The organism is Streptomyces sp. NPDC059010, assembly GCF_042740355.1.
In the GTDB taxonomy this organism is placed as follows: domain Bacteria; phylum Actinomycetota; class Actinomycetes; order Streptomycetales; family Streptomycetaceae; genus Streptomyces.
Window position 1 is genome coordinate 190577 of record NZ_JBHYJA010000013.1, and the last position, 19934, is coordinate 210510.

Below are 19934 nucleotides of genomic sequence, written 5' to 3' on the forward strand. Positions count from 1 at the left end.
GGAGGGGGATCTGGGGGGATCGCGAGAGTCCTGATGGGAGGGGAAAACCCGAGGGGCCCGGTCGACGGACCGGGCCCCTCGAAATATCCAGGGAGTCGGTCAGAAGAACACTCCGCAGCGCAGCAGCACATTCGCGTACGGCCGGGCCTCCCCGGTCCGCACCACCAGCCGCGCCCCGGCCGACAGCTCCTTGAGCCGCTCGTGCGTGACCAGCTCCAGCTCGGGAAACTCACCCTCCAGCAGCGCGGCCGCCGCCGGATTGGCGTCCCGCATCTCCTTCGCCGCCGTCGCGCCCTCCACCACCAGCTCGGCCAGCAGACCGTCCAGTACGACGGCGAAGGACGGCACCCCGGCCCGGAAGGCCAGGTCCACGACCCGGGGGCCGTCGGGTATCGGCATGCCCGCGTCGCACACCAGCACTCCGTCGCCGTGGCCCAGCTCGGCCAGGGCGCCGGAGAGGTGACGGTTCAGGATTCCGGCCTTCTTCACCGGGACCCCCCGTAGGTCAGGGCCTCGACGTCCGCCGCGGTCGGGAACGACTCCTGCGCGCCCTGCCTCGTGACCGCCGCCGCCCCGACCCGGGCCGCGTACGCCGCCGCCTCGGCCAGGGCGGACCCCGTGCCCAGCTTCCAGGCCAGCGCGGCCGTGAACGCGTCACCCGCGCCGGTCGTGTCCACCGCGGCCACCTTCACGGACGGCACCCGTGTCACGCCCTGCGCGGACGCCACCAGCGCACCCTCCGCGCCCAGGGTCACCACCACCGAGCGGGGTCCCTTGGCGAGCAGGATCCGGGCCCAGTCCTCCGGCGTCTCGCCGACCGCCGAGTCGCCGAGGATCACCTTCGCCTCGTGTTCGTTCACGATCAGCGGGTCGCAGGCCGCCAGCACCTCGGTCGGCAGCGGGCGGGGCGGGGACGGGTTCAGCACGAAGCGGCTGCCGTCCGCCAGGTTGCGGACCACCTCGACGACCGTCTCCAGCGGGATCTCCAGCTGGGCCGAGACCACCCGCGACGCCTGGAACAGGCTGGCCGCCGCCCGGACGTCCTGCGGTGTCAGCCGCCCGTTCGCGCCCGGCGAGACCACGATGCTGTTGTCCCCGGACGGATCCACCGTGATCAGCGCGACGCCGGTCGGCGCACCGCCGACCAGGACACCCACCGTGTCGACACCGGACGCCCGCTGCGAGTCGAGCAGCAGCCTGCCGTGCCCGTCGTCGCCGACGCGGGCCAGCAGGACCGTACGGGCCCCGAGCCGGGCGGCCGCGACCGCCTGGTTGGCGCCCTTGCCGCCCGGGTGGACGGTCAGATCGGAGCCGAGCACGGTCTCGCCGGCCCCCGGCCGACGCTCGACACCGATCACCAGGTCGGCGTTGGCCGACCCTACGACCAGGAGGTCGTAGTCGTACATGAGGTTGCTCCCCTGGTAGGTCCCCGTGGTGGCTTGAGTCGGACGGCCGTCATGAGGCATGGGGCCATGAGCCATGGGGCCGGTTCATGGGCCCCATGCTCCTGCAACGGCCGTCCACTCGTTCGCCGTTCACCGATGTCGGTCGATTGTCGGTCGATGTCAATCGGTGTCAGCCGCCGAAGCCCGCCACGTTCTGCTTCGTGACCACCTTCACCGGCACCATCACCGACTTCTCCACCTTCTTGTCCTCGGCTGCCTTCACCGCGTTCTGCACGGCGATCCGGCCGAGCTCCGCCGGCTGCTGGGCCACCGAGGCGTACAGCGTCCCCGCCTCGACCGCCTTCAGGCCGTCCTCGGTGCCGTCGAAGCCGATGACCTGCACGGACTTGCCGGCCTTGGAGCCCAGCGCCTTGATCGCGCCGAGTGCCATCTCGTCGTTCTCCGCGAAGACGCCGTCGATGTCCGGGTTGGCCTGGAGCAGGTTGGACATGACGTCCAGGCCCTTGGTGCGGTCCCAGTCGGCGGGCTGCTCGGCGACGACCTCGATGTCCGGGTACGCCTTGAGGCCCTCGGTGAAACCGGAGCCGCGCTCACGGCTGGCGGAGGTGCCGGCCTGGCCCTGGAGGATCACGATCCTGCCCTTGCCGCCCAGCTTCTCGGCGAGCGCCTTGGCGGCCAGCTTGCCGCCGGTGACGTTGTCGGAGGCGACGAGCGCGGCCGAGTCGGCGTTGTTGACCGCGCGGTCGACGGCGACCAGCGGGATGCCCGACTTGTTGACGGCTTTTGCCGCCGGGGTCACCGCGTCGGAGTCGACCGGGTTGACGATGATCGTGCCGAGGCCCCCGCTGGTGAAGTTCTGCAGCTGGTTGGCCTGCTGCGAGGCGTCGTTCTGCGCGTCGGTGACGGTCAGGTCCACGCCCAGTTTCTTCGCCTCGGCCTGCGCACCGGCCCGGATCTGCACGAAGAACGGGTTGTTGAGGGTCGACAGCGACAGGCCGATCTTCTGGCTCTTCGCCTCCGACGTACCGCCGTGCAGGAGAGAGGTGGCGCCGACGATCGCCGCCGCGACCACGGCCGCGAGGACGTACGTCGCCGCCTGCCTGCCCTTGTTTCCGCCGCCGCCCGTGGTCACCGGGGTCGCCCCCGCCTTGCGGCGCACCGTGTCCAGCAGCACCGCCAGCGCGATGACGACGCCGATGACGACCTGCTGCCAGAACGCGGACACGGACAGCAGGTTGAGGCCGTTGCGCAGCACCGCCAGGATCAGCGCGCCGATCAGCGTCCCGGACGCCTTGCCCGTGCCGCCGGCCAGCGAGGCGCCGCCGATGACGACGGCCGCGATGGCGTCGAGCTCGTAGCCCTGCGCGGCCTGCGGCTGCGCGGAGGACAGCCGGGCGGCGAGCACGATGCCCGCGGCGGCGGCGAACAGACCGGAGAACGCGTAGATGGCGAGCTTCTGCTTCTTCACCCGCAGCCCGGACAGACGGGCCGCCTCCTCGTTGCCGCCGATCGCGTACATCGAGCGGCCGATGTAGGTCCGCCCCAGCACGAACGCCGTGATCAGCCCCATGCCGACCATCACGAGCACCGGCACCGGCAGCCAGCCGCCGAGCGTGTCGCCGAGATGCGAGACCGAGTCGGGCAGGGCGATGGGCGAGCCCTGCGAGATCACCAGCGACAGACCGCGGGCCACCGACAGCATCGCCAGCGTCGCGATGAACGGCGGGAGTTTGCCGTACGAGATCAGGAAGCCGTTGACCAGGCCGCACGCTATGCCGGTCGCGATGGCCAGCAGCACGGCGAGGAGGACCGGGACGCCTTCCGACGTGGCGCTCCAGGCCAGGACGGTGGCCGACAGGGCGGCGACCGAACCGACCGACAGGTCGATGCCCGCCGAGACGATGACGAAGGTGACACCGAAGGCGAGGATGGCGGTCACGGCCGCCTGGACGCCGACGTTGAGGAGGTTGTCGGCCGTCAGGAAGTCGCCGGACAGCGCCGACATCGCGACGACGAGGACGATCAGCGCGGTGAGCGCGCCGTTGTCGAGCAGGAGGCGGCGAAGCCCCGAGGCGCCACTCGCGCCCGTCGTGCTCTTGAGCGTGTCAGTGGCCACGGGTGGCCTCCTTCTCAGTGGTGTGGTTGCTGACGGCGAGCGCCATCACGGCGTCCTGGGTCGCCTCGTCGGCGGCGAGTTCGCCCGCGATCCGGCCCTGGGCCATCACCAGGACCCGGTCGCTCATGCCGAGCACCTCGGGCAGATCGCTGGAGATCATGAGGACGGCGGCACCGGCCGCGGTCAGTTCGTTGATGAGCTGGTAGATCTCGACCTTGGCGCCGACGTCGATCCCGCGCGTGGGCTCGTCGAGGATCAGCACCTTGGTGTCGGCGAGCAGCCACTTGCCGATGACGACCTTCTGCTGGTTGCCGCCGGAGAGGGTGCGCACCTGCTGGCCGAGCCCGGCCATCCGCACGCCCAACTGCTGGGCGATCCTCTCGGCGGCCTCCCGCTGCCCCTTGAGGTCGACGAGCCCCGCGCGCGTGGCCGAGCGCAGCGTCACCAGGCCCAGGTTCTCCTCCACGGACGCGTCAAGGACCAGGCCCTGGCCCTTGCGGTCCTCGGGGATCAGCCCGATGCCCGCGGTCATCGCCGCGTTGACGTCGTACTTGGCGACCGGGGCGCCGGAGACCTTCACGGCGCCCTTGTCGTACGGGTCGGCGCCGAACACGGCCCGCACGACCTCGGTACGGCCGGCGCCGACCAGCCCGGCGATGCCGACGACCTCACCGGCGTGCACCTGGAAGCTGACGTCGTGGAAGACGCCGTCGCGGGTGAGCCCTTCGACGCAGAGCAACGCGGCCCCCGCCTCGGCCCGTTCACGCGGGTACTGCTGCTCGATCGAGCGCCCCACCATGAGCCGTACGAGTTCGTCCTCGGGCGTGGCGGCCGGGACCTGTCCGACGCTCCTGCCGTCGCGGATGACCGTGACCCGGTCTCCCAGGGCGGCGATCTCCTCCAGGTGATGCGTGATGAAGACGATGCCGACGCCGTCCTCGCGCAGCGTGCGCACGATCGCGAAGAGCTTCTCGACCTCCTCGGAGGTGAGCACGGCGGTCGGCTCGTCCATGATGAGCACGCGCGCGTCCAGGCTGAGCGCCTTCGCGATCTCGACCATCTGCAGCCGCGCGATGCCGAGTTCACGCACCCGCGCGCGTGGCGACACGTCGACCCCGACGCGCTTGAGCAGGACCTCGGCGTCGGCGTCCATCCGCTTGCGGTCGATCATCCCGAAGCGGCGCGGCTGGCGGCCCAGGAAGATGTTCTCGGCGACCGTCAGATCGGGTACGAGATTGAACTCCTGGTAGATGGTGGCGATCCCGAGCCGCTCGGAGTCCTGCGCACCGTGGATGCGCGTCTCCTCACCGCCGACCAGGATCCGCCCGGCGTCGGGCGTGTAGGCACCGGAGAGCATCTTGATGAGGGTGCTCTTGCCGGCGCCGTTCTCACCGAGGAGTACGTGCACCTCGCCCCGGCGCAGATCGAAGTCGACGCCGTCCAGCGCGACCACGCCCGGGAAGGTCTTCCGTATGCCCTCGATGCGCAGCAACTCGTCCGGGTTGCTCACGAAGTGCTCCTTTGCACTGGGGTGGGGGACTGCGGGGGGTTGGGGGGCTCGCCGCAGGAGCGGCGTACGACGAGTCGGGCGGGCAGGGTGACGGACTCGCCGGGCCGTCCCTCGATGCGGTCGACCAGGGCGCGTACGGCGGCCCGGCCCAGCTCGCCCGTCGGCTGGGCGACCGCGGTGATCGGCGGATCGGTGTGCACGAACCACGGGATGTCGTCGAACGCCGCGAGCGCGATGTCCTCGGGAATCCGCAGCCCACGCGCGCGTACGGCGTCCAGCGCGCCGAGCGCCATCAGGTTGTCGGCCGCGAACACGACCTCGGGCGGCTCGGGCAGGTCGAGGAACCCCTCGGTGACCCGGCGTCCGCTCTCGGCCTGGAAGTCGCCCTGGCCTATGTAGGCGTCGGGGAGTTCGAGCCCGTAGGCGCCGAGGGCCTCGCGGAAGGCCTCGATGCGTTCGCGTCCGGTGGTGGTGGCGGCGGGCCCGGCGATGATCGCCAGCCGCCGGTGCCCGAGCCCGTGCAGATGCGCCACGAGATCCCGTACGGCGGCCTGCCCGTCCGCCCGCACGACCGGCACGTCCACGCCCGGGATCCACCGGTCCACGAACACCATCGGCGTCCCCGCCCGCACGGCGTCCAGCATCAGCGGGGAGCCGCCGTCGGTGGGCGAGACCAGCAGCCCGTCGATACGCCGGTCCAGCAGGTTCCGCACGTGGTGGTCCTGCAGATCCGGCCGCTCGTCGGCGTTGCCGATGATGACGCTGTAGCCGAGCGCGCGGGCCTCCTCCTCCACGGAACGGGCCAGTTCGGTGAAGTACGGGTTCATGACGTCGCTGATGACCAGGCCGAGGGTGTGGGTCTGGTCGGTGCGCAGGGAGCGGGCGACGGCGTTCGGGCGGTAGCCCAGGGTCTCGACAGCGGCCAGCACACGCGTGCGTGCCTCGGCGCTGACCGACGGATGGTCGTTCAGGACACGCGACACCGTGGCGACGGATACCCCCGCCTCGGCAGCGACGTCCTTGATGCTCGCCATCGCCGCTCCACCTCCTTGTGGAACTTGCGGAGCTCGTGGAACCCGCAGACTCATGGAATCGATTACATCGACGTGTACGGAGGATTGGAAACGATTACACGCCGGTTAATCAAGCCCTCAACCACATCCCGAAACCGGATCGTGATCTCGCGGCGCGGCGCGCCGGGGCGGGCGAAGGCGCGGGTGGCGGACCTCGGCGAGGCGCTCGCGTCAGGCCGTGGCGTAGTCGGACAGGGCGGGTTCGAGCAGGCCGAAGGCCCGGTCGGCCTCGGTGGCGATGACGCGGGCGATCTCGTCGTTGGAATGGCCGGCGAGGGTGAGGGTCTGGATGCGGTGGAACAGCACGCGGTGGACGGTGCTCAGCAGGCCGGCGGTGGTCTGGACGGTGATGTCGTCGGGTTCGGCGCCGGTGATCTCGGCGAGTGTCCGGGCCAGGTGGTGTTCGCGCTGCTCGTGCAGGCCGTGCAGGCAGCCGGTCAGGGTGGGGCTGTCGGCGATCATGCGGGCGAACTCCTGGCCGGAGAACCCGGCGACCGGGTCCTGGGCCGCGGTGGCGTCGGCGAACGCGCGGCGCAGTGCGGCCAGCGCCGACTCGCCCGGGTGCCGGGCGGCGACGGCGCGGGCCAGGGAGGTGGCGAACTCCTCCTGGTGGTCCAGGGCCAGGTCTTCCTTGCGGGCGAAGTAGTTGGTGACGGTCTTCTTGGCGACGCGGGCGGCGGCGGCGATCTCGGCGATGGTCGTCCGCTCGAAGCCCTGGGCGATGAACAGCCGGGTGGCGTGGTCGGAGATGAGCTGCCGGGTCTCCTGCTTCTTCGCCTCGCGCAGCCCGGTGACCGGGACGGACGTCTGGGTAGCCTGGTTAGCCATGACGGAATCTTACCCTCGTAGCATTTTTACGTTGACACCCCTAGAAGCCTCGGGCTAATTTTACGACCGTCGTAATTTTATGCCGCACCCCCAGGGAGCCCCGTGCAGTTCACCGCCTCCACCGTCTCGCTCACCGTTGACGACGTCGCCGCCTCCCAGGCGTTCTTCACCTCCCACCTGGGCTACACCGTCCAGCAGGCCGCCGACGGTTTCGCCTCCCTGGCACGCCCCGACGCGGTAGATGTCGTCCTGCTCGCCCGTGGCATCCAGGTACTGCCGCCTGAGCAGCGCGACCGGCACGCCGACGGCCTGATCCTGGCCTTCACCCTCGAAAGCGGACTGGCAGAGCAGGAGAAGCGGCTGCGTGACGCCGGAATCGAGATCACCATGCCGCTGCGTGAGGAGCCGTGGGGCGAGCGCCTGTTCCAGGTCACCGACCCCAACGGCGTGCTCATCCAGTTCGTCGAATGGACTGCTCAGGGGCGGGCGTAGGGACGAGTCATGATCTCCATGTTGTGGCCGTCCGGGTCGTCGAAGTACGCGCCGCGACCGCCGAAGAGGCGGTTGATGCGGCCGGGCTCGGTGTGGCCGGGGTCGGCGTAGTGGGTGACCCCGACCGCTTCCAGGCGGGCGATCATGGAGTCGAACCGCTCCTCCGGCACGAGGAACGCGTAGTGCTGCGACTGGATCGGCTCATCGCGCTTCTCGTAGTAGTCGAGCGTCACGCCGTTGCCGAGGTCGACGGGGAGGAACGGCCCGAAGGGGGCGCCAACCTTCAAGCCCAGTATCACGGCCAGGAACTCGGCCGACAGCTGTCGGTCCCTGGCGTAGACGGCGGTGTGGTTCAACTGGACCGAGGCGTCCGGCAGTTCGGATCCGGTCTGGTGCTGCTGTGCGTTCGGCATGTGGGTTGTGTGTCTCCGAGTCCTGGGGTCCGCTGGGACGGGCGCCGTATACGGGCGCCGGGCAGAAGAACTCGGAGAGGGGGCGGGGCTCTTGCCCGCCTCGCGCTCACGCCGAGGCCGGGAGCCTCACTCGTGCATGGCCCATGGCCGACCCGGCAGTCACCCGACGGACTCTAGTGACCGTCGAGGGCCGGGGCAACGCCGTTTCCCCGCTCAGCACCGCCGACCTCCGCATCCCTGACCGCCGCCCCCTGGCCAGCGCACCCCGCCACTGTCACACCCGGCCGGTACCGTCGGGTCATGTCCAACCAGGCGGGGAACTCCGCAGGCGAACGGCGGCCGGCCGTGCTCGAAGGTGTCCTGGAGCGGATCACGTACGCCAACGAGGAGAACGGCTATACGGTCGCCCGGGTCGACACCGGCCGGGGCGCCGGCGACCTGCTCACCGTCGTCGGCGCGCTGCTCGGCGCGCAGGTCGGTGAGTCGTTGCGGATGGAGGGGCGTTGGGGGTCCCATCCGCAGTACGGCAAGCAGTTCAGCGTCGAGAACTACACGACACTCCTTCCCGCCACCGTTCAGGGCATCCGCCGCTACCTCGGCTCCGGCCTGGTCAAGGGCATCGGACCGGTCTTCGCCGACCGCATCACCCAGCACTTCGGGCTGGACACCCTCAAGATCATCGAGGAGGAGCCGAAGCGGCTGATCGAGGTCCCGGGGCTCGGGCCCAAGCGGACCAGGAAGATCGCCGACGCCTGGGAGGAGCAGAAGGCGATCAAGGAGGTCATGCTCTTCCTCCAGACCGTCGAGGTGTCCACCTCCATCGCCGTGCGGATCTACAAGAAGTACGGCGACGCCTCCATCTCCGTGGTGAAGAACCAGCCCTACCGGCTGGCAGCCGACGTCTGGGGCATCGGCTTCCTCACCGCCGACAAGATCGCCCAGAGCGTGGGCATCCCGCACGACAGCCCGGAGCGGGTGAAGGCGGGGCTCCAGTACGCCCTGTCACAGGCCACCGACCAGGGCAACTGCTTCCTCCCCGAGGAGCAGTTGATCGCCGACGCGGTGAAGCTCCTCCAGGTCGACACCGGGCTCGTCATCGAGTGCCTCGCCGAACTGGCCCAGGTCCCCGAGGACGGCGGTGACCCCGGTGTCGTACGGGAGAAGGTCCCCGGCCCCGACGGCGGCTCGGACGATCCCGTCACCGCCGTGTACCTCGTCCCCTTCCATCGTGCCGAACTCTCCCTCTCCGCCCAGCTGTTGCGGCTGCTGCGGACCGACGAGGACCGGATGCCGGGGTTCCATGACGTCGACTGGGACAAGGCGCTGGGCTGGCTGAAGGGCCGTACGGGCGCGGACCTCGCCCCCGAGCAGGAGGCCGCCGTCAAGCTGGCCCTGACGAAGAAGGTCGCCGTCCTCACCGGCGGTCCCGGCTGCGGCAAGTCCTTCACCGTGCGCTCGATCGTGGAGCTGGCCCGCGCCAGGAAGGCCAGGGTCGTGCTCGCCGCCCCCACCGGCCGTGCCGCCAAGCGCCTCGCCGAACTCACCGGCGCCGAGGCGTCCACCGTCCACCGCCTCCTGGAGCTCAAGCCCGGCGGCGACGCGGCCTACGACAAGGACCGCCCCCTGCAGGCCGACCTGGTGGTGGTCGACGAGGCGTCGATGCTGGACCTGCTGCTGGCGAACAAGCTGGTCAAGGCCGTACCGCCGGGTGCCCATCTGCTCTTCGTGGGGGACGTCGACCAACTGCCCAGCGTCGGGGCGGGCGAGGTGCTGAGGGATCTGCTCGCCGACGGCGGCCCGATCCCGGCCGTGCGCCTCACACGGGTGTTCCGGCAGGCCCAGCAGTCGGGCGTGGTGACGAACGCCCACCGGATCAACGCCGGGCAGCATCCCGTCACCGACGGCATGAAGGACTTCTTCCTCTTCGTCGAGGACGACACGGAGGCGGCGGGACGGCTCACCGTGGACGTCGCGGCCCGTCGGATTCCGGCCAAATTCGGGCTCGATCCACGCCGGGACGTCCAGGTGCTGGCCCCCATGCACCGAGGGCCGGCCGGCGCGGGCACGCTGAACGGGCTGCTCCAGCAGGCCATCACGCCCGGACGCCCGGATCTGGCGGAGAAGCGGTTCGGCGGCCGGGTCTTCCGGGTCGGCGACAAGGTCACCCAGATTCGCAACAATTACGAGAAGGGGAAGAACGGCGTCTTCAACGGCACCGTGGGTGTGGTCACCTCGCTCGACCCGGTCGACCAGCGGCTCACGGTGCTGACGGACGAGGACGAGGAGGTTCCGTACGAATTCGACGAACTGGATGAATTGGCGCATGCGTACGCGGTGACGATTCATCGTTCACAGGGAAGTGAATATCCCGCAGTGGTGATCCCCGTCACCACCGGAGCATGGATGATGCTCCAGCGGAACCTGCTGTACACGGCGGTGACCCGCGCCAAGCAGCTTGTCGTCCTCGTGGGTTCGCGCAAGGCGATCGGCCAGGCGGTGCGCACGGTGTCGGCGGGGCGGCGCTGCACGGCACTCGACTTCCGGCTCGCGGGCCGCTGAACCCCGGGTTCGGCCCGCTTCCGGACCCCCTTGTGACCTGCCGTTTCGTGAGGCAGCGAAAAAAATGATCGATCAAACGAGTCGTGAAGGTCACACAGCACTTCCAGATGGGGAAAACAGGGGGCAGGATGGCAGGTTGGCGGCACTGAGTGCCGCCAATAGGCCCAATGGTCGACCCCGAGTGCACTCTCCTGAGCCAAATGGGGGAGGGTAGAGACAGTCAGGGCAACCTCGAAGATGAGGCACAACGTCGGTGAGGGAAGACGTGAGCGACAACTCTGTAGTACTGCGGTACGGCGACGGCGAGTACACCTACCCGGTGATTGACAGCACCGTCGGCGACAAGGGCTTCGACATCGGCAAACTCCGCGCCCAGACCGGTCTGGTGACGCTGGACAGCGGATACGGCAACACCGCCGCCTACAAATCCGCCGTCACCTACCTGGACGGCGAGGCGGGCATCCTCCGCTACCGCGGCTACCCGATCGAGCAGCTGGCCGAGCGCTCCACCTTCCTGGAGGTCGCCTACCTGCTGATCAACGGCGAGCTGCCGACCGTGGACGAGCTCTCGGTGTTCAAGAACGACATCACCCAGCACACCCTGCTGCACGAGGACGTCAAGAACTTCTACAAGGGCTTCCCCCGCGACGCCCACCCGATGGCGATGCTGTCGTCGGTCGTCTCGGCGCTGTCCACCTTCTACCAGGACAGCCACAACCCGTTCGACGAGACGCAGCGCAACCTCTCGACGATCCGCCTGCTCGCCAAGCTTCCGACGATCGCGGCGTACGCGTACAAGAAGTCGATCGGTCACCCGTTCGTCTACCCGCGCAACGACCTCGGTTACGTCGAGAACTTCCTGCGGATGACCTTCTCGGTGCCGGCGCAGGAGTACGACCTCGACCCGATCGTCGTCTCCGCCCTGGACAAGCTGCTCATCCTGCACGCGGACCACGAGCAGAACTGCTCCACCTCGACGGTCCGTCTGGTCGGTTCGTCGCAGGCCAACATGTTCGCGTCGATCTCGGCCGGCATCAACGCGCTCTGGGGCCCGCTGCACGGCGGTGCCAACCAGTCCGTGCTGGAGATGCTGGAGGGCATCCGCGACGCCGGCGGCGACGTCGACTCCTTCATCCGCAAGGTGAAGAACAAGGAAGACGGCGTCCGCCTGATGGGCTTCGGCCACCGGGTCTACAAGAACTTCGACCCCCGTGCCAAGATCATCAAGGCCGCCGCGCACGACGTCCTCTCCGCTCTCGGCAAGTCCGACGAGCTGCTGGACATCGCCCTGAAGCTGGAGGAGCACGCGCTCTCCGACGACTACTTCGTCTCGCGCAGCCTCTACCCGAACGTCGACTTCTACACCGGCCTGATCTACCGGGCCATGGGCTTCCCGACCGAGATGTTCACGGTCCTGTTCGCCCTCGGCCGGCTGCCGGGCTGGATCGCCCAGTGGCACGAGATGATCAAGGAGCCGGGTTCCCGCATCGGCCGCCCGCGGCAGATCTACACGGGCGTGGTCGAGCGCGACTTCGTTCCCGTAGAGGAGCGCTGAGCCTCGTATCAGAGCCTCGTGCCTGACTTCGGTCGGGTGCGGGGCTCTTGTGTGTACGGCTGCAGATAGAAGAAGGCGCCCTGGCGGCGGTCCCCCCACGGGCCGACGTCCAGGGCGCCTTCCCATGTCCCGGTGCGGATTCCCCCCACGGGATCCGGCCGGGCGTCTGAGAGAGCAGCGCCTGAATCGCTGTCTTTCTGTGTCGCCGTTTGAGCAGAACGAGCAAAACTCGACGTACTCATGTATGCGGTTGCGGTCTGCGCTCTGCCGGGACAGCGCACGCTCGGGAGGGCCGCTCAAAGCTTCCCTGCGTACGTGCCCCGGCAACGCAATTCCGAGGAAGTCCCCCAAGACATCCTCAGATGTCAGCAAGCGCCCCCCAAGACGCCGTCTGACATCGTCAACTTAGACCTTCGAACCCCTTCGATGGTTACCTTCACATCACTGTGATCTGCGTCTCTTGCATATGTCCGTTAGATACGCAAGAGCCCCGATATGGCGATCGGGGCTCAAGCGTAAGGATGATGCGTGAGCCTTGTGAAGAGCTTATGTGAGCTGGGCGTAGGACTCCAGAGGGCCCTGGCGGGGTTCTTACTACGAATTCACCGGAACGTCCGCAGTCGCAGGCTGTTCGTCACCACGAACACGGACGAGAAGGCCATCGCGGCACCCGCGATCATGGGGTTCAGCAGCCCCGCCGCGGCCAGCGGCAACGCGGCGACGTTGTACCCGAAGGCCCACACGAGGTTGCCCTTGATGGTGGCCAGCGTCCGCCGGGACAGCCGGATCGCGTCCGCCGCCACCCGGAGGTCTCCGCGCACCAGCGTCAGATCGCCCGCCTCGATCGCCGCGTCCGTCCCCGTCCCCATGGCGAGACCCAGATCGGCGGTGGCGAGCGCGGCCGCGTCGTTGACGCCGTCGCCGACCATGGCGACACACCGCCCCTCGCGCTGCAGCCGCCGTACGGCTTCGACCTTGTCCTCGGGCAGGACCTCCGCGATCACCTGATCGATGCCGACCGCCTCCGCCACGGCCTCGGCGACCGTGCGGTTGTCCCCGGTCAGCAGCACCGGAGTCAGGCCCAGGGCGCGCAGCTCGCGCACCGCCTCGGCGCTGGTCTCCTTCACGGCGTCCGCGACGGCGACGACACCGCGTGCCGCTCCGTCCCACCCGACCACGACGGCCGTACGACCGTCTCTCTCGGCCTCTTCCCGTGCGCGGGCGAGCCCGGGTGGCAGGGCGTCGAAGAGGCGCCCCACGGCCACGTCACGGCCCTCCACGCGCCCGCGGACGCCGCGCCCGGGGACGTTCTCGAACCCCTCGACCTCCGGCAACCGCCCGAACCGCTCCTCGGCGCCCGCGGCGACCGCCCGCGCGACGGGGTGCTCGGAGGCGTGCTCGACGGCGCCCGCGAGCCGCAGCACCTGCTCCTCGTCGGCGCCCTCGGCGGCGTACACCCCCTGCAGGGTCATGCGACCCGTGGTGACCGTGCCGGTCTTGTCCAGGACGACGGTGTCGACCCGGCGGGTGGACTCCAGTACCTCGGGGCCCTTGATGAGGATGCCGAGCTGGGCGCCGCGTCCCGTGCCGACCATGAGGGCCGTGGGCGTGGCCAGGCCCAGCGCGCACGGGCAGGCGATGATCAGTACCGCGACGGCCGCGGTGAACGCGGCGACCGTGTCGTCGGTGCCGCCGAGCCAGGCCCCGAAGGTGGCGACCGCGAGGACGATGACCGTGGGCACGAAGATCGCGGAGACGCGGTCGGCGAGCCGCTGCACCTCGGCCTTGCCGTTCTGCGCCTCCTCCACCAGCCGCGCCATCCGCGCGAGCTGTGTGTCGGCGCCGACCCGGGTCGCCGCCACGACGAGCCGCCCGCCGGCGTTGACGGTCGCACCGGTGACGGCGTCCCCGACGGTCACGTCCACCGGGACGGACTCGCCGGTCAGCATGGCGGCGTCCACGGCGGAGGTGCCCTCGACGACGGTGCCGTCGGTGGCGATCTTCTCGCCGGGCCGTACGACGAACCGGTCGCCGACGGCCAGCGCGTCCACCGGCACCCGGACCTCGCGTCCCTCCCGCAGCACGGACACATCCTTCGCGCCCAGCTCCATCAGGGCACGCAGCGCGGCCCCCGCGCGGCGCTTGGCGCGGGCTTCCAGATAGCGGCCGAGGAGGATGAAGGTGACGACGCCGGAGGCCACTTCGAGGTAGATCTGCGAGGCGCCGTCCGTACGGGCGACGGTGAACTCGAAGTCGTCGCGCATGCCCGCCATGCCCGCGTCACCCAGGAACAGCGCCCACAGTGACCAGCCGAACGCCGCCAGGGTGCCCATCGAGATCAGCGTGTCCATCGTCGCCGCACCGTGCCGGGCGTTCGTGAACGCGGCCCGGTGGAAGGGCAGTGCGCCCCAGACGACGACCGGCGAGGCGAGGGTGAGCGCGAGCCACTGCCAGTTGTCGAACTGCAGGGCCGGGATCATCGACAGCAGGACGACCGGGACGGCGAGCAGGGCGGAGACGGTGAGGCGCTCGCGGTAGGAGGCCAGTTCCGGGTCTTCCGGGGCCTGCTCGGTCTCCTGCGGTGCGGGTGCCGGGGGAGCGGGCTCCTCGGCGGTGTACCCCGTCTTCTCCACCACGGCGATCAGGTCGGCGACCTGGATGCCCGCGGGGTAGCTGACCTTCGCCTTCTCCGTGGCGTAGTTCACCGTGGCGGTGACGCCGTCCATCCGGTTGAGCTTCTTCTCGACGCGGGCGGCGCAGGAGGCGCAGGTCATCCCGCCGATGAGCAGCTCGACGTCGGAGGTGGCGGCCGGAGCGGCTGTCCCGGCTATCGGCGGTTGGTCGGCGGTGCGGGTCATGGCGTCGCTGTCAGGCCCTGCCGACCAGTTCGAATCCGGCCTCGTCGACGGCCGCGCGGACGGCCTCCTCGTCCAGCGGCGCCTCGGAGACGACGGTGACCTCGCCGGTCGCGGCGACGGCCTTCACCGAGCTGACGCCGGAGAGTTCCGAGATCTCGCCGGATACGGCGCCCTCGCAGTGCCCGCAGCTCATGCCGCTCACCTTGTAGACGGCGGTGACGGGGCTCGGGGTGTCGGTGTGGGCGGTCATGTCGTTCTCCTCGTCGAGGCGTGTGGGGCCGAGGGGCCCACGGGGGCCTTCCCCACCCTCAACGGTATACCCCTACGGGGTAGCGGATTACGGTCGGGCCGGGTTCAGGACGCGGTGACGTGTCCGAGTCCGGCGCCGACCAGCGGGTCGAGGTAGCGGATCAGGGCGTTCTTCAGCTCGCCGACGTAGGCGTCGCGCTCGGCGCCCTCGTGGGCGAGGACCAGTTCCAGGCCGGCCTTGTACAGGCCCAGGCACATCTGGGTGGTCCGGGTGAGGTCGGCCGGGTCCGCGTCCGGCAGGAACGAGGAGAGCAGGCCCTCGATCCGGGACAGCAGGGTCGCGTGCAGGGCGTCGTGCTCCTCGGCGATACGGCCGGGGATGTCGGGGCCGTGCATCAGCGCGAAGAACACCGGGTGCTCGCAGTTGAAGGCGATGAACCGGTCGACGGCCTGGCCGACGGCCTGCTCCAGCGTGGTCGCGGGGTCGACCGGACCGAGCGCCTCGCCGTAGGTCTCGCGCATCTCGTGCATGAGCCGGTCGCCCAGCTCGATCGCGATCGCCTCCTTGTTCGGGAAGAACTGGTACAGCGTGCCCGGTGAGACGCCTGCCTCGCGGGCGATGGCGTTGGTGCTGGCGGCCGTGTACCCGGTGGTGGTGAAGACGGTGGCCGCGGCCTCCAGCAGCTGGGCGATACGGCGCTCGCCGCGGGCCTGGCGGCGGCGCGGCTGCTCCTTGTCCTGGCTTGCCCGGCTGTCCTTCTCCTGGTTGGCGGACACGCGTTATCCCCAGTTCTCCGAACGCGATTGACAAACGCGAGCGGTCGCTCGCATTCTTGGAACGCGAGCGATGTCTCGTGTTAGCCAGTCTATGGCAGTGACGGCTCCATGCTGCCCGGCTGTGCACAGGATGGATCAGGGTGAAGGGGACACCGCACAATGACCGAAGTCAACAGGCCGCCCCGCGTCGGAGGCTGGACCCGTTTCGTGACCGCCCGCCCTCGGTTGTCGCTGCTCGTGGCCCTGGTGATCACCGCGCTCGCGGTGGTGGCGGGCAGCGGCGTCGCCGACCGGCTGGGCAGCGGCGGCTGGGAGGACCCGCACGCCGACTCGACGTATGCGACCAAGGCACTGGAGCGTGAGTTCCCCGCCTCCCAGCCCAATCTCCTGCTCCTCGTCGACGCCGGCAGTGCCTCCGTGGACGACCCGGCGGTCGCGGCCGAGGCCAAGCGGATCGCCGCGCGCCTGGCCGAGGAGAAGGGCGTCACAGGTGTCGGCTCCTACTGGCAGGCGGACCCCTCGTCGGCTGCCGCGCTGCGCGCCGAGGACGGCCATGAGGCGCTGATCGCCGCCCGCATCACGGGCGAGGAGAAGGAGATGGGGGAGACCCTGGACCGCATCGCGCCCGAGTTCCGGGGCACGCACGGTCCGGTGGAGGTCGGCGTCGGCGGCCCGGTCGCCGTGCGGCACGAGATGCAGACGACCATCCAGGAGGACCTGCTGCGCGCCGAGATGATCGCCCTGCCGGTCACCCTGGTGCTGCTGGTGATGGTCTTCGGCAGCGCGGTCGCGGCCCTGCTGCCGCTGGGCATCGGCATCGTCGCGATCCTCGGCACCAACGCCGTGCTGCGCGGACTGACCGAGTTCACCGATGTGTCGGTCTTCGCGATGAACCTCACCACGGCACTCGGCCTCGGCCTCGCCATCGACTACGCCCTGTTCATCGTCCGCCGCTTCCGCGAGGAACTGGCCACCGGCGCCGAACCCTTGGCGGCGGTCGGCACGACCCTGCGCACGGCCGGCCGCACGGTCCTGTTCTCGGCCCTCACGGTGGCCGTCTCCCTGGCGGCGATGCTGCTCTTCCCGCAGTACTTCCTGCGGTCCTTCGCCTACGCCGGGATCGCGGTGGTCCTGCTGGCCGCGGCGGCCGCCCTGATCCTGCTCCCGGCGGCCCTGGTCCTGCTCGGCCACCGGGTCAACTCGCTGGATCTGCGCCGCCTGTTCCGACGCGGGCGGCCGAAGGACTCCGCCCTGGCCTCCGATGCCGCGCAGGGCAGGGCCTGGACCCGCATGGCCGACGTCGTCATGCGCCGCGCCCCGTTCTTCGCCCTGGGCACCACCGCCGTCCTGGTGCTGCTCGGACTGCCCTTCCTGGGCGTGAAGTTCGGCACGGCGGACGACCGTCAGCTGCCGTCGAGCGCCGAGTCCCATGTGGTGCAGCAGCACATCCGCGACGGCTTCCCGGGCAGCCCGGGCGGTGGCCTGGAGGTGCTCGCCGAGGGACGGGCGACGCAGGCGCAGTACGCCGACTACAAGGAGCGGATCGCCGCCCTCCCGGATGTGGTCCGGGTCGACGGGCCGCTGGTGCGGGGCGACTCGGCGTACTTCACGGTGCAGCCGAAGGGCGAGGCGGTGGACGCCCCGGCCCAGCATCTGGTCGATGAACTGCGCGCCACCCAGGCGCCGTTCGACACCAAGGTGACCGGCGCGGCGGCGGTCCTGGTCGACTCCAAGGACGCGATAGCCGAACGCCTGCCGCTGGCGGCCGCCTTCATCGCCGTCGTCACCCTGCTGCTGGTGTTCCTGCTGACCGGCAGTGTGCTGATCCCGATCCAGGCGGTCGTGCTCAACGCGCTGAGCCTCACCGCGATGTTCGGTGCGGTGGTCTGGGTCTTCCAGGACGGCCACCTCTCCGGCCTGCTCGGTTTCACCAGCCCCGGCTCGATCGAGACGACCCTCCCGGTGCTGATGTTCTGCGTCGCCTTCGGCCTGTCCATGGACTACGGCGTGTTCCTGCTCTCCCGCATCAAGGAGGAGTACGACACGACGGGCGACCACGACCAGGCGGTCCGCCACGGGCTGCAGCGCACCGGCGGACTGATCACGGCGGCCGCGGTAATCCTCGCGGTGGTGATGGTCGCGATAGGCACCTCCCGGGTGACCAACACCAAGATGCTCGGCCTGGGCATCGCCCTGGCGGTCCTGATGGACGCGATGATCGTCCGCAGCCTCCTGGTCCCGGCGGTGATGCGCCTGACGGGGCGGGCGACTTGGTGGGCGCCGGGGCCGTTGCGGCGGTTCCATCAGCGGTTCGGGGTGAGCGAGGGGGAGTCGGCGGCCGCCCCGGAGACACAGCCCGCGCCGGAACGGGACAAGGTGAGCGCACACGGCTGACCTCCCCGGAGGCCGGCCGGCCGCACGCACGGTGGGTGCCGTATCGCGGAGCGGATGGAGCGTCTAGCGTTCGCGATGATCTCCGTGCAAGGGCGCGGCCGAGAGGAGAGCGGGATGCGGGCAGTCGTGTTCGAGCGGTACGGGGAACCTGCCGAGGTGCGTGAAGTGGCCGACCCGCACCCCGCGCCCCACGGAGTGACCGTGCGGGTCGAGGCCACCGGGCTGTGCCGGAGCGACTGGCACGGCTGGCAGGGGCACGACCGGGACATCACGCTGCCGCATGTGCCGGGGCATGAACTCGCCGGTGTCGTCGAGGCGGTGGGCGACCGGGTGACCCGATGGCGCCCCGGCGACCGGGTCACCGTGCCCTTCGTGTGCGCCTGCGGCAGCTGCGCGGCATGTGCGGCGGGCGACCAGCAGGTGTGCGAGCGGCAGACCCAGCCCGGCTTCACCCACTGGGGCTCCTTCGCGCAGTACGTGGCGCTGGACCACGCCGACGTCAACCTCGTCGCCGTGCCCGAGGGCATGTCCTTCGCGACGGCGGCCTCGCTCGGCTGCCGGTTCGCCACGGCGTTCCGGGCGGTCGTGCAGCAGGGCCGGGTGGCGGCGGGGGAGTGGGTCGCGGTGCACGGCTGCGGCGGGGTCGGCCTGTCTGCCGTGATGATCGCGGCGGCGTCCGGCGCGCGGGTCGTCGCGGTGGACGTCTCCCCGGGGGCCCTGGACCTGGCGCGGAAGTTCGGGGCGACGGAGTGCGTGGACGTGTCGGGCACACCGGACACGGCGGCCGCCGTCCGCGCCCTGACCGACGGCGGCGCCCATCTCTCGCTGGACGCCCTCGGCTCCCCCGTCACCTGCGCCGCTTCCGTGGACGGCCTGCGCCGCCGGGGCCGGCACATCCAGGTGGGCCTGCTGCCCTCGGCATCCGGTACGACACCCGTCCCCATGGCCCGCGCGATCGCCCTCGAACTCGAACTCCTGGGCAGCCACGGGATGGCGGCGCACACCTACCCGCCGATGCTGGAGCTGGTCCGGGCGGGGACGCTGCGGCCGGATCTGCTGGTGACATCGACGATCCCGCTGGACGCGGCACCGTCGGCACTGACGGCGATGGGGACGGCGCCGGGGGCGGGGGTGACGGTCATCGAGCCGTGGAGCTGACCGCGGTCCACTCGTGGTCGAGGATGGCCATGAGGATCTCGTCGACCCACTCGCCGTCGCGTATCTGGGCGTCGCGCCGGACGCCCTCGACCACGAAGCCGACCTTCTTGTACACGTGCAGGGCACGGTGGTTGAAGCCGTAGGCGCCCAACTGGATGCGGTGCAGGCCGAGTTGGGCGAAGCCGTGGCCGACGATCAGGCGGATGGCCTCGGTGCCGATGCCCCGGCCGCGGCCCCGGGGGCCGATGAGCGTGCGGAACGTACAGGAGCGGGCATCCGGATCCCAGCCGCACAGGACGACTTCGCCGAGCACCTCGCCGGTGGCCCGGTCGGTGACGGCGAGGTCGAGACGGTCGGACTGCCCGGACGCGGAGGCGTACCAGGAGCGCAGCCGCTCGCGGGTGATCTCGGTGCCGGGGTCGAAGGCGAAGTGCTGGACCTCGGGGTCCGTGACGATCTCCCACATGACCTCGGCGTCGGCCTCGCCGAACGGCCGCAGTACGGTCTTCGCGCCGGTGAGCGTGGGCTTGACGGAGAAGTTCATGG

Annotated in this window: 16 protein-coding genes; 5 read left to right on the forward strand and 11 right to left on the reverse strand. The window is 70.3% G+C overall.

Going from position 1 to position 19934, the window contains the following annotated elements; translation table 11 throughout:
- Positions 1-99: 99 nt before the first annotated feature.
- The 6 genes from rbsD to ACFWYS_RS16465 form a co-directional block, all read right to left on the reverse strand.
- Positions 100-489, reverse strand: coding sequence for a D-ribose pyranase (gene rbsD, locus ACFWYS_RS16440; protein WP_250085840.1), 390 nt, complete (start codon positions 487-489; stop codon positions 100-102).
- A complete protein-coding gene (locus ACFWYS_RS16445) occupies positions 486-1406 on the reverse strand; it encodes a ribokinase (RefSeq protein ID WP_384768417.1) in 921 nt (306 codons plus the stop codon). Before ACFWYS_RS16445 ends, rbsD begins: the two co-directional genes overlap by 4 nt.
- Positions 1407-1575: 169 nt before the next feature.
- Entirely contained in the window at positions 1576-3522 is a 1947-nt protein-coding gene (locus tag ACFWYS_RS16450) for a substrate-binding domain-containing protein (protein WP_384768420.1), read from the reverse strand.
- Positions 3512-5032 (reverse strand): sugar ABC transporter ATP-binding protein, encoded by a 1521-nt coding sequence (locus ACFWYS_RS16455; RefSeq protein WP_384768423.1) that lies wholly within the window; start codon positions 5030-5032, stop codon positions 3512-3514. The genes ACFWYS_RS16450 and ACFWYS_RS16455 overlap by 11 nt, the downstream gene beginning before the upstream one ends.
- Entirely contained in the window at positions 5029-6066 is a 1038-nt protein-coding gene (locus ACFWYS_RS16460) for a LacI family DNA-binding transcriptional regulator (protein WP_384768426.1), read from the reverse strand. The genes ACFWYS_RS16455 and ACFWYS_RS16460 overlap by 4 nt, the downstream gene beginning before the upstream one ends.
- Before the next feature lie 210 nt (positions 6067-6276).
- Positions 6277-6933, reverse strand: a complete 657-nt coding sequence (locus ACFWYS_RS16465; RefSeq protein ID WP_384768429.1) for a TetR/AcrR family transcriptional regulator — start codon at positions 6931-6933, stop codon at positions 6277-6279.
- Positions 6934-7035: 102 nt separating this feature from the next.
- Between ACFWYS_RS16465 and ACFWYS_RS16470 the strand changes: the two genes are divergently transcribed.
- Positions 7036-7425 carry a VOC family protein gene (locus ACFWYS_RS16470; protein ID WP_384768432.1) on the forward strand — a complete coding sequence of 130 codons (390 nt, stop codon included), beginning with the start codon at positions 7036-7038 and terminating at the stop codon, positions 7423-7425.
- Here the strand turns inward: ACFWYS_RS16470 and ACFWYS_RS16475 are convergent.
- Positions 7410-7838 carry a VOC family protein gene (locus ACFWYS_RS16475; RefSeq protein WP_384768434.1) on the reverse strand — a complete coding sequence of 143 codons (429 nt, stop codon included), beginning with the start codon at positions 7836-7838 and terminating at the stop codon, positions 7410-7412. The genes ACFWYS_RS16470 and ACFWYS_RS16475 overlap by 16 nt on opposite strands.
- Positions 7839-8138: 300 nt before the next feature.
- On the opposite strand from ACFWYS_RS16475, the gene ACFWYS_RS16480 reads away from it, so the two are divergent.
- The gene (locus tag ACFWYS_RS16480; RefSeq protein WP_384768437.1) at positions 8139-10397 is read left to right on the forward strand and encodes an ATP-dependent RecD-like DNA helicase; all 2259 of its coding nucleotides are present in this window, start codon (positions 8139-8141) and stop codon (positions 10395-10397) included.
- Between the two features lie 265 nt (positions 10398-10662).
- Positions 10663-11952 (forward strand): citrate synthase, encoded by a 1290-nt coding sequence (locus tag ACFWYS_RS16485; protein WP_384768440.1) that lies wholly within the window; start codon positions 10663-10665, stop codon positions 11950-11952.
- A gap of 602 nt (positions 11953-12554) precedes the next feature.
- Here the strand turns inward: ACFWYS_RS16485 and ACFWYS_RS16490 are convergent.
- From ACFWYS_RS16490 to ACFWYS_RS16500, 3 genes are all read right to left on the reverse strand, one after another.
- Positions 12555-14810: a heavy metal translocating P-type ATPase gene (locus ACFWYS_RS16490; RefSeq protein ID WP_384768442.1), complete on the reverse strand. Its 2256-nt coding sequence runs from the start codon at positions 14808-14810 to the stop codon at positions 12555-12557.
- A 10-nt stretch (positions 14811-14820) separates the two neighbouring features.
- Positions 14821-15060, reverse strand: a complete 240-nt coding sequence (locus ACFWYS_RS16495; RefSeq protein WP_384768444.1) for a heavy-metal-associated domain-containing protein — start codon at positions 15058-15060, stop codon at positions 14821-14823.
- 104 nt (positions 15061-15164) lie between these two features.
- Entirely contained in the window at positions 15165-15836 is a 672-nt protein-coding gene (locus ACFWYS_RS16500; protein WP_384768446.1) for a TetR/AcrR family transcriptional regulator, read from the reverse strand.
- 159 nt (positions 15837-15995) lie between these two features.
- Between ACFWYS_RS16500 and ACFWYS_RS16505 the strand changes: the two genes are divergently transcribed.
- Both ACFWYS_RS16505 and ACFWYS_RS16510 read left to right on the forward strand, forming a co-directional pair.
- A complete protein-coding gene (locus ACFWYS_RS16505) occupies positions 15996-18230 on the forward strand; it encodes an MMPL family transporter (RefSeq protein ID WP_384768449.1) in 2235 nt (744 codons plus the stop codon).
- Between the two features lie 114 nt (positions 18231-18344).
- Complete coding sequence (locus ACFWYS_RS16510; RefSeq protein ID WP_384768452.1) at positions 18345-19388, forward strand: zinc-dependent alcohol dehydrogenase family protein; 1044 nt, start codon at positions 18345-18347, stop codon at positions 19386-19388.
- On the opposite strand, the gene ACFWYS_RS16515 is transcribed toward ACFWYS_RS16510, so the two are convergent.
- On the reverse strand, positions 19369-19932 hold the full coding sequence (locus ACFWYS_RS16515) for a GNAT family N-acetyltransferase (protein ID WP_384768455.1): 564 nt from the start codon (positions 19930-19932) through the stop codon (positions 19369-19371). The genes ACFWYS_RS16510 and ACFWYS_RS16515 overlap by 20 nt on opposite strands.
- Between the last annotated feature and the right edge of the window lie 2 nt (positions 19933-19934).

Coding starts and splice junctions, on each gene's coding strand:
- ACFWYS_RS16445 (WP_384768417.1), bottom strand. CDS start 1,406: ATGTACGACTACGACCTCCTGGTCGTAGGGTCGGCCAACGCCGACCTG.
- ACFWYS_RS16460 (WP_384768426.1), bottom strand. CDS start 6,066: ATGGCGAGCATCAAGGACGTCGCTGCCGAGGCGGGGGTATCCGTCGCC.
- ACFWYS_RS16465 (WP_384768429.1), bottom strand. CDS start 6,933: ATGGCTAACCAGGCTACCCAGACGTCCGTCCCGGTCACCGGGCTGCGC.
- ACFWYS_RS16475 (WP_384768434.1), bottom strand. CDS start 7,838: ATGCCGAACGCACAGCAGCACCAGACCGGATCCGAACTGCCGGACGCC.
- ACFWYS_RS16480 (WP_384768437.1), top strand. CDS start 8,139: ATGTCCAACCAGGCGGGGAACTCCGCAGGCGAACGGCGGCCGGCCGTG.
- ACFWYS_RS16490 (WP_384768442.1), bottom strand. CDS start 14,810: ATGACCCGCACCGCCGACCAACCGCCGATAGCCGGGACAGCCGCTCCG.
- ACFWYS_RS16495 (WP_384768444.1), bottom strand. CDS start 15,060: ATGACCGCCCACACCGACACCCCGAGCCCCGTCACCGCCGTCTACAAG.
- ACFWYS_RS16505 (WP_384768449.1), top strand. CDS start 15,996: ATGACCGAAGTCAACAGGCCGCCCCGCGTCGGAGGCTGGACCCGTTTC.
- ACFWYS_RS16510 (WP_384768452.1), top strand. CDS start 18,345: ATGCGGGCAGTCGTGTTCGAGCGGTACGGGGAACCTGCCGAGGTGCGT.
- ACFWYS_RS16515 (WP_384768455.1), bottom strand. CDS start 19,932: ATGAACTTCTCCGTCAAGCCCACGCTCACCGGCGCGAAGACCGTACTG.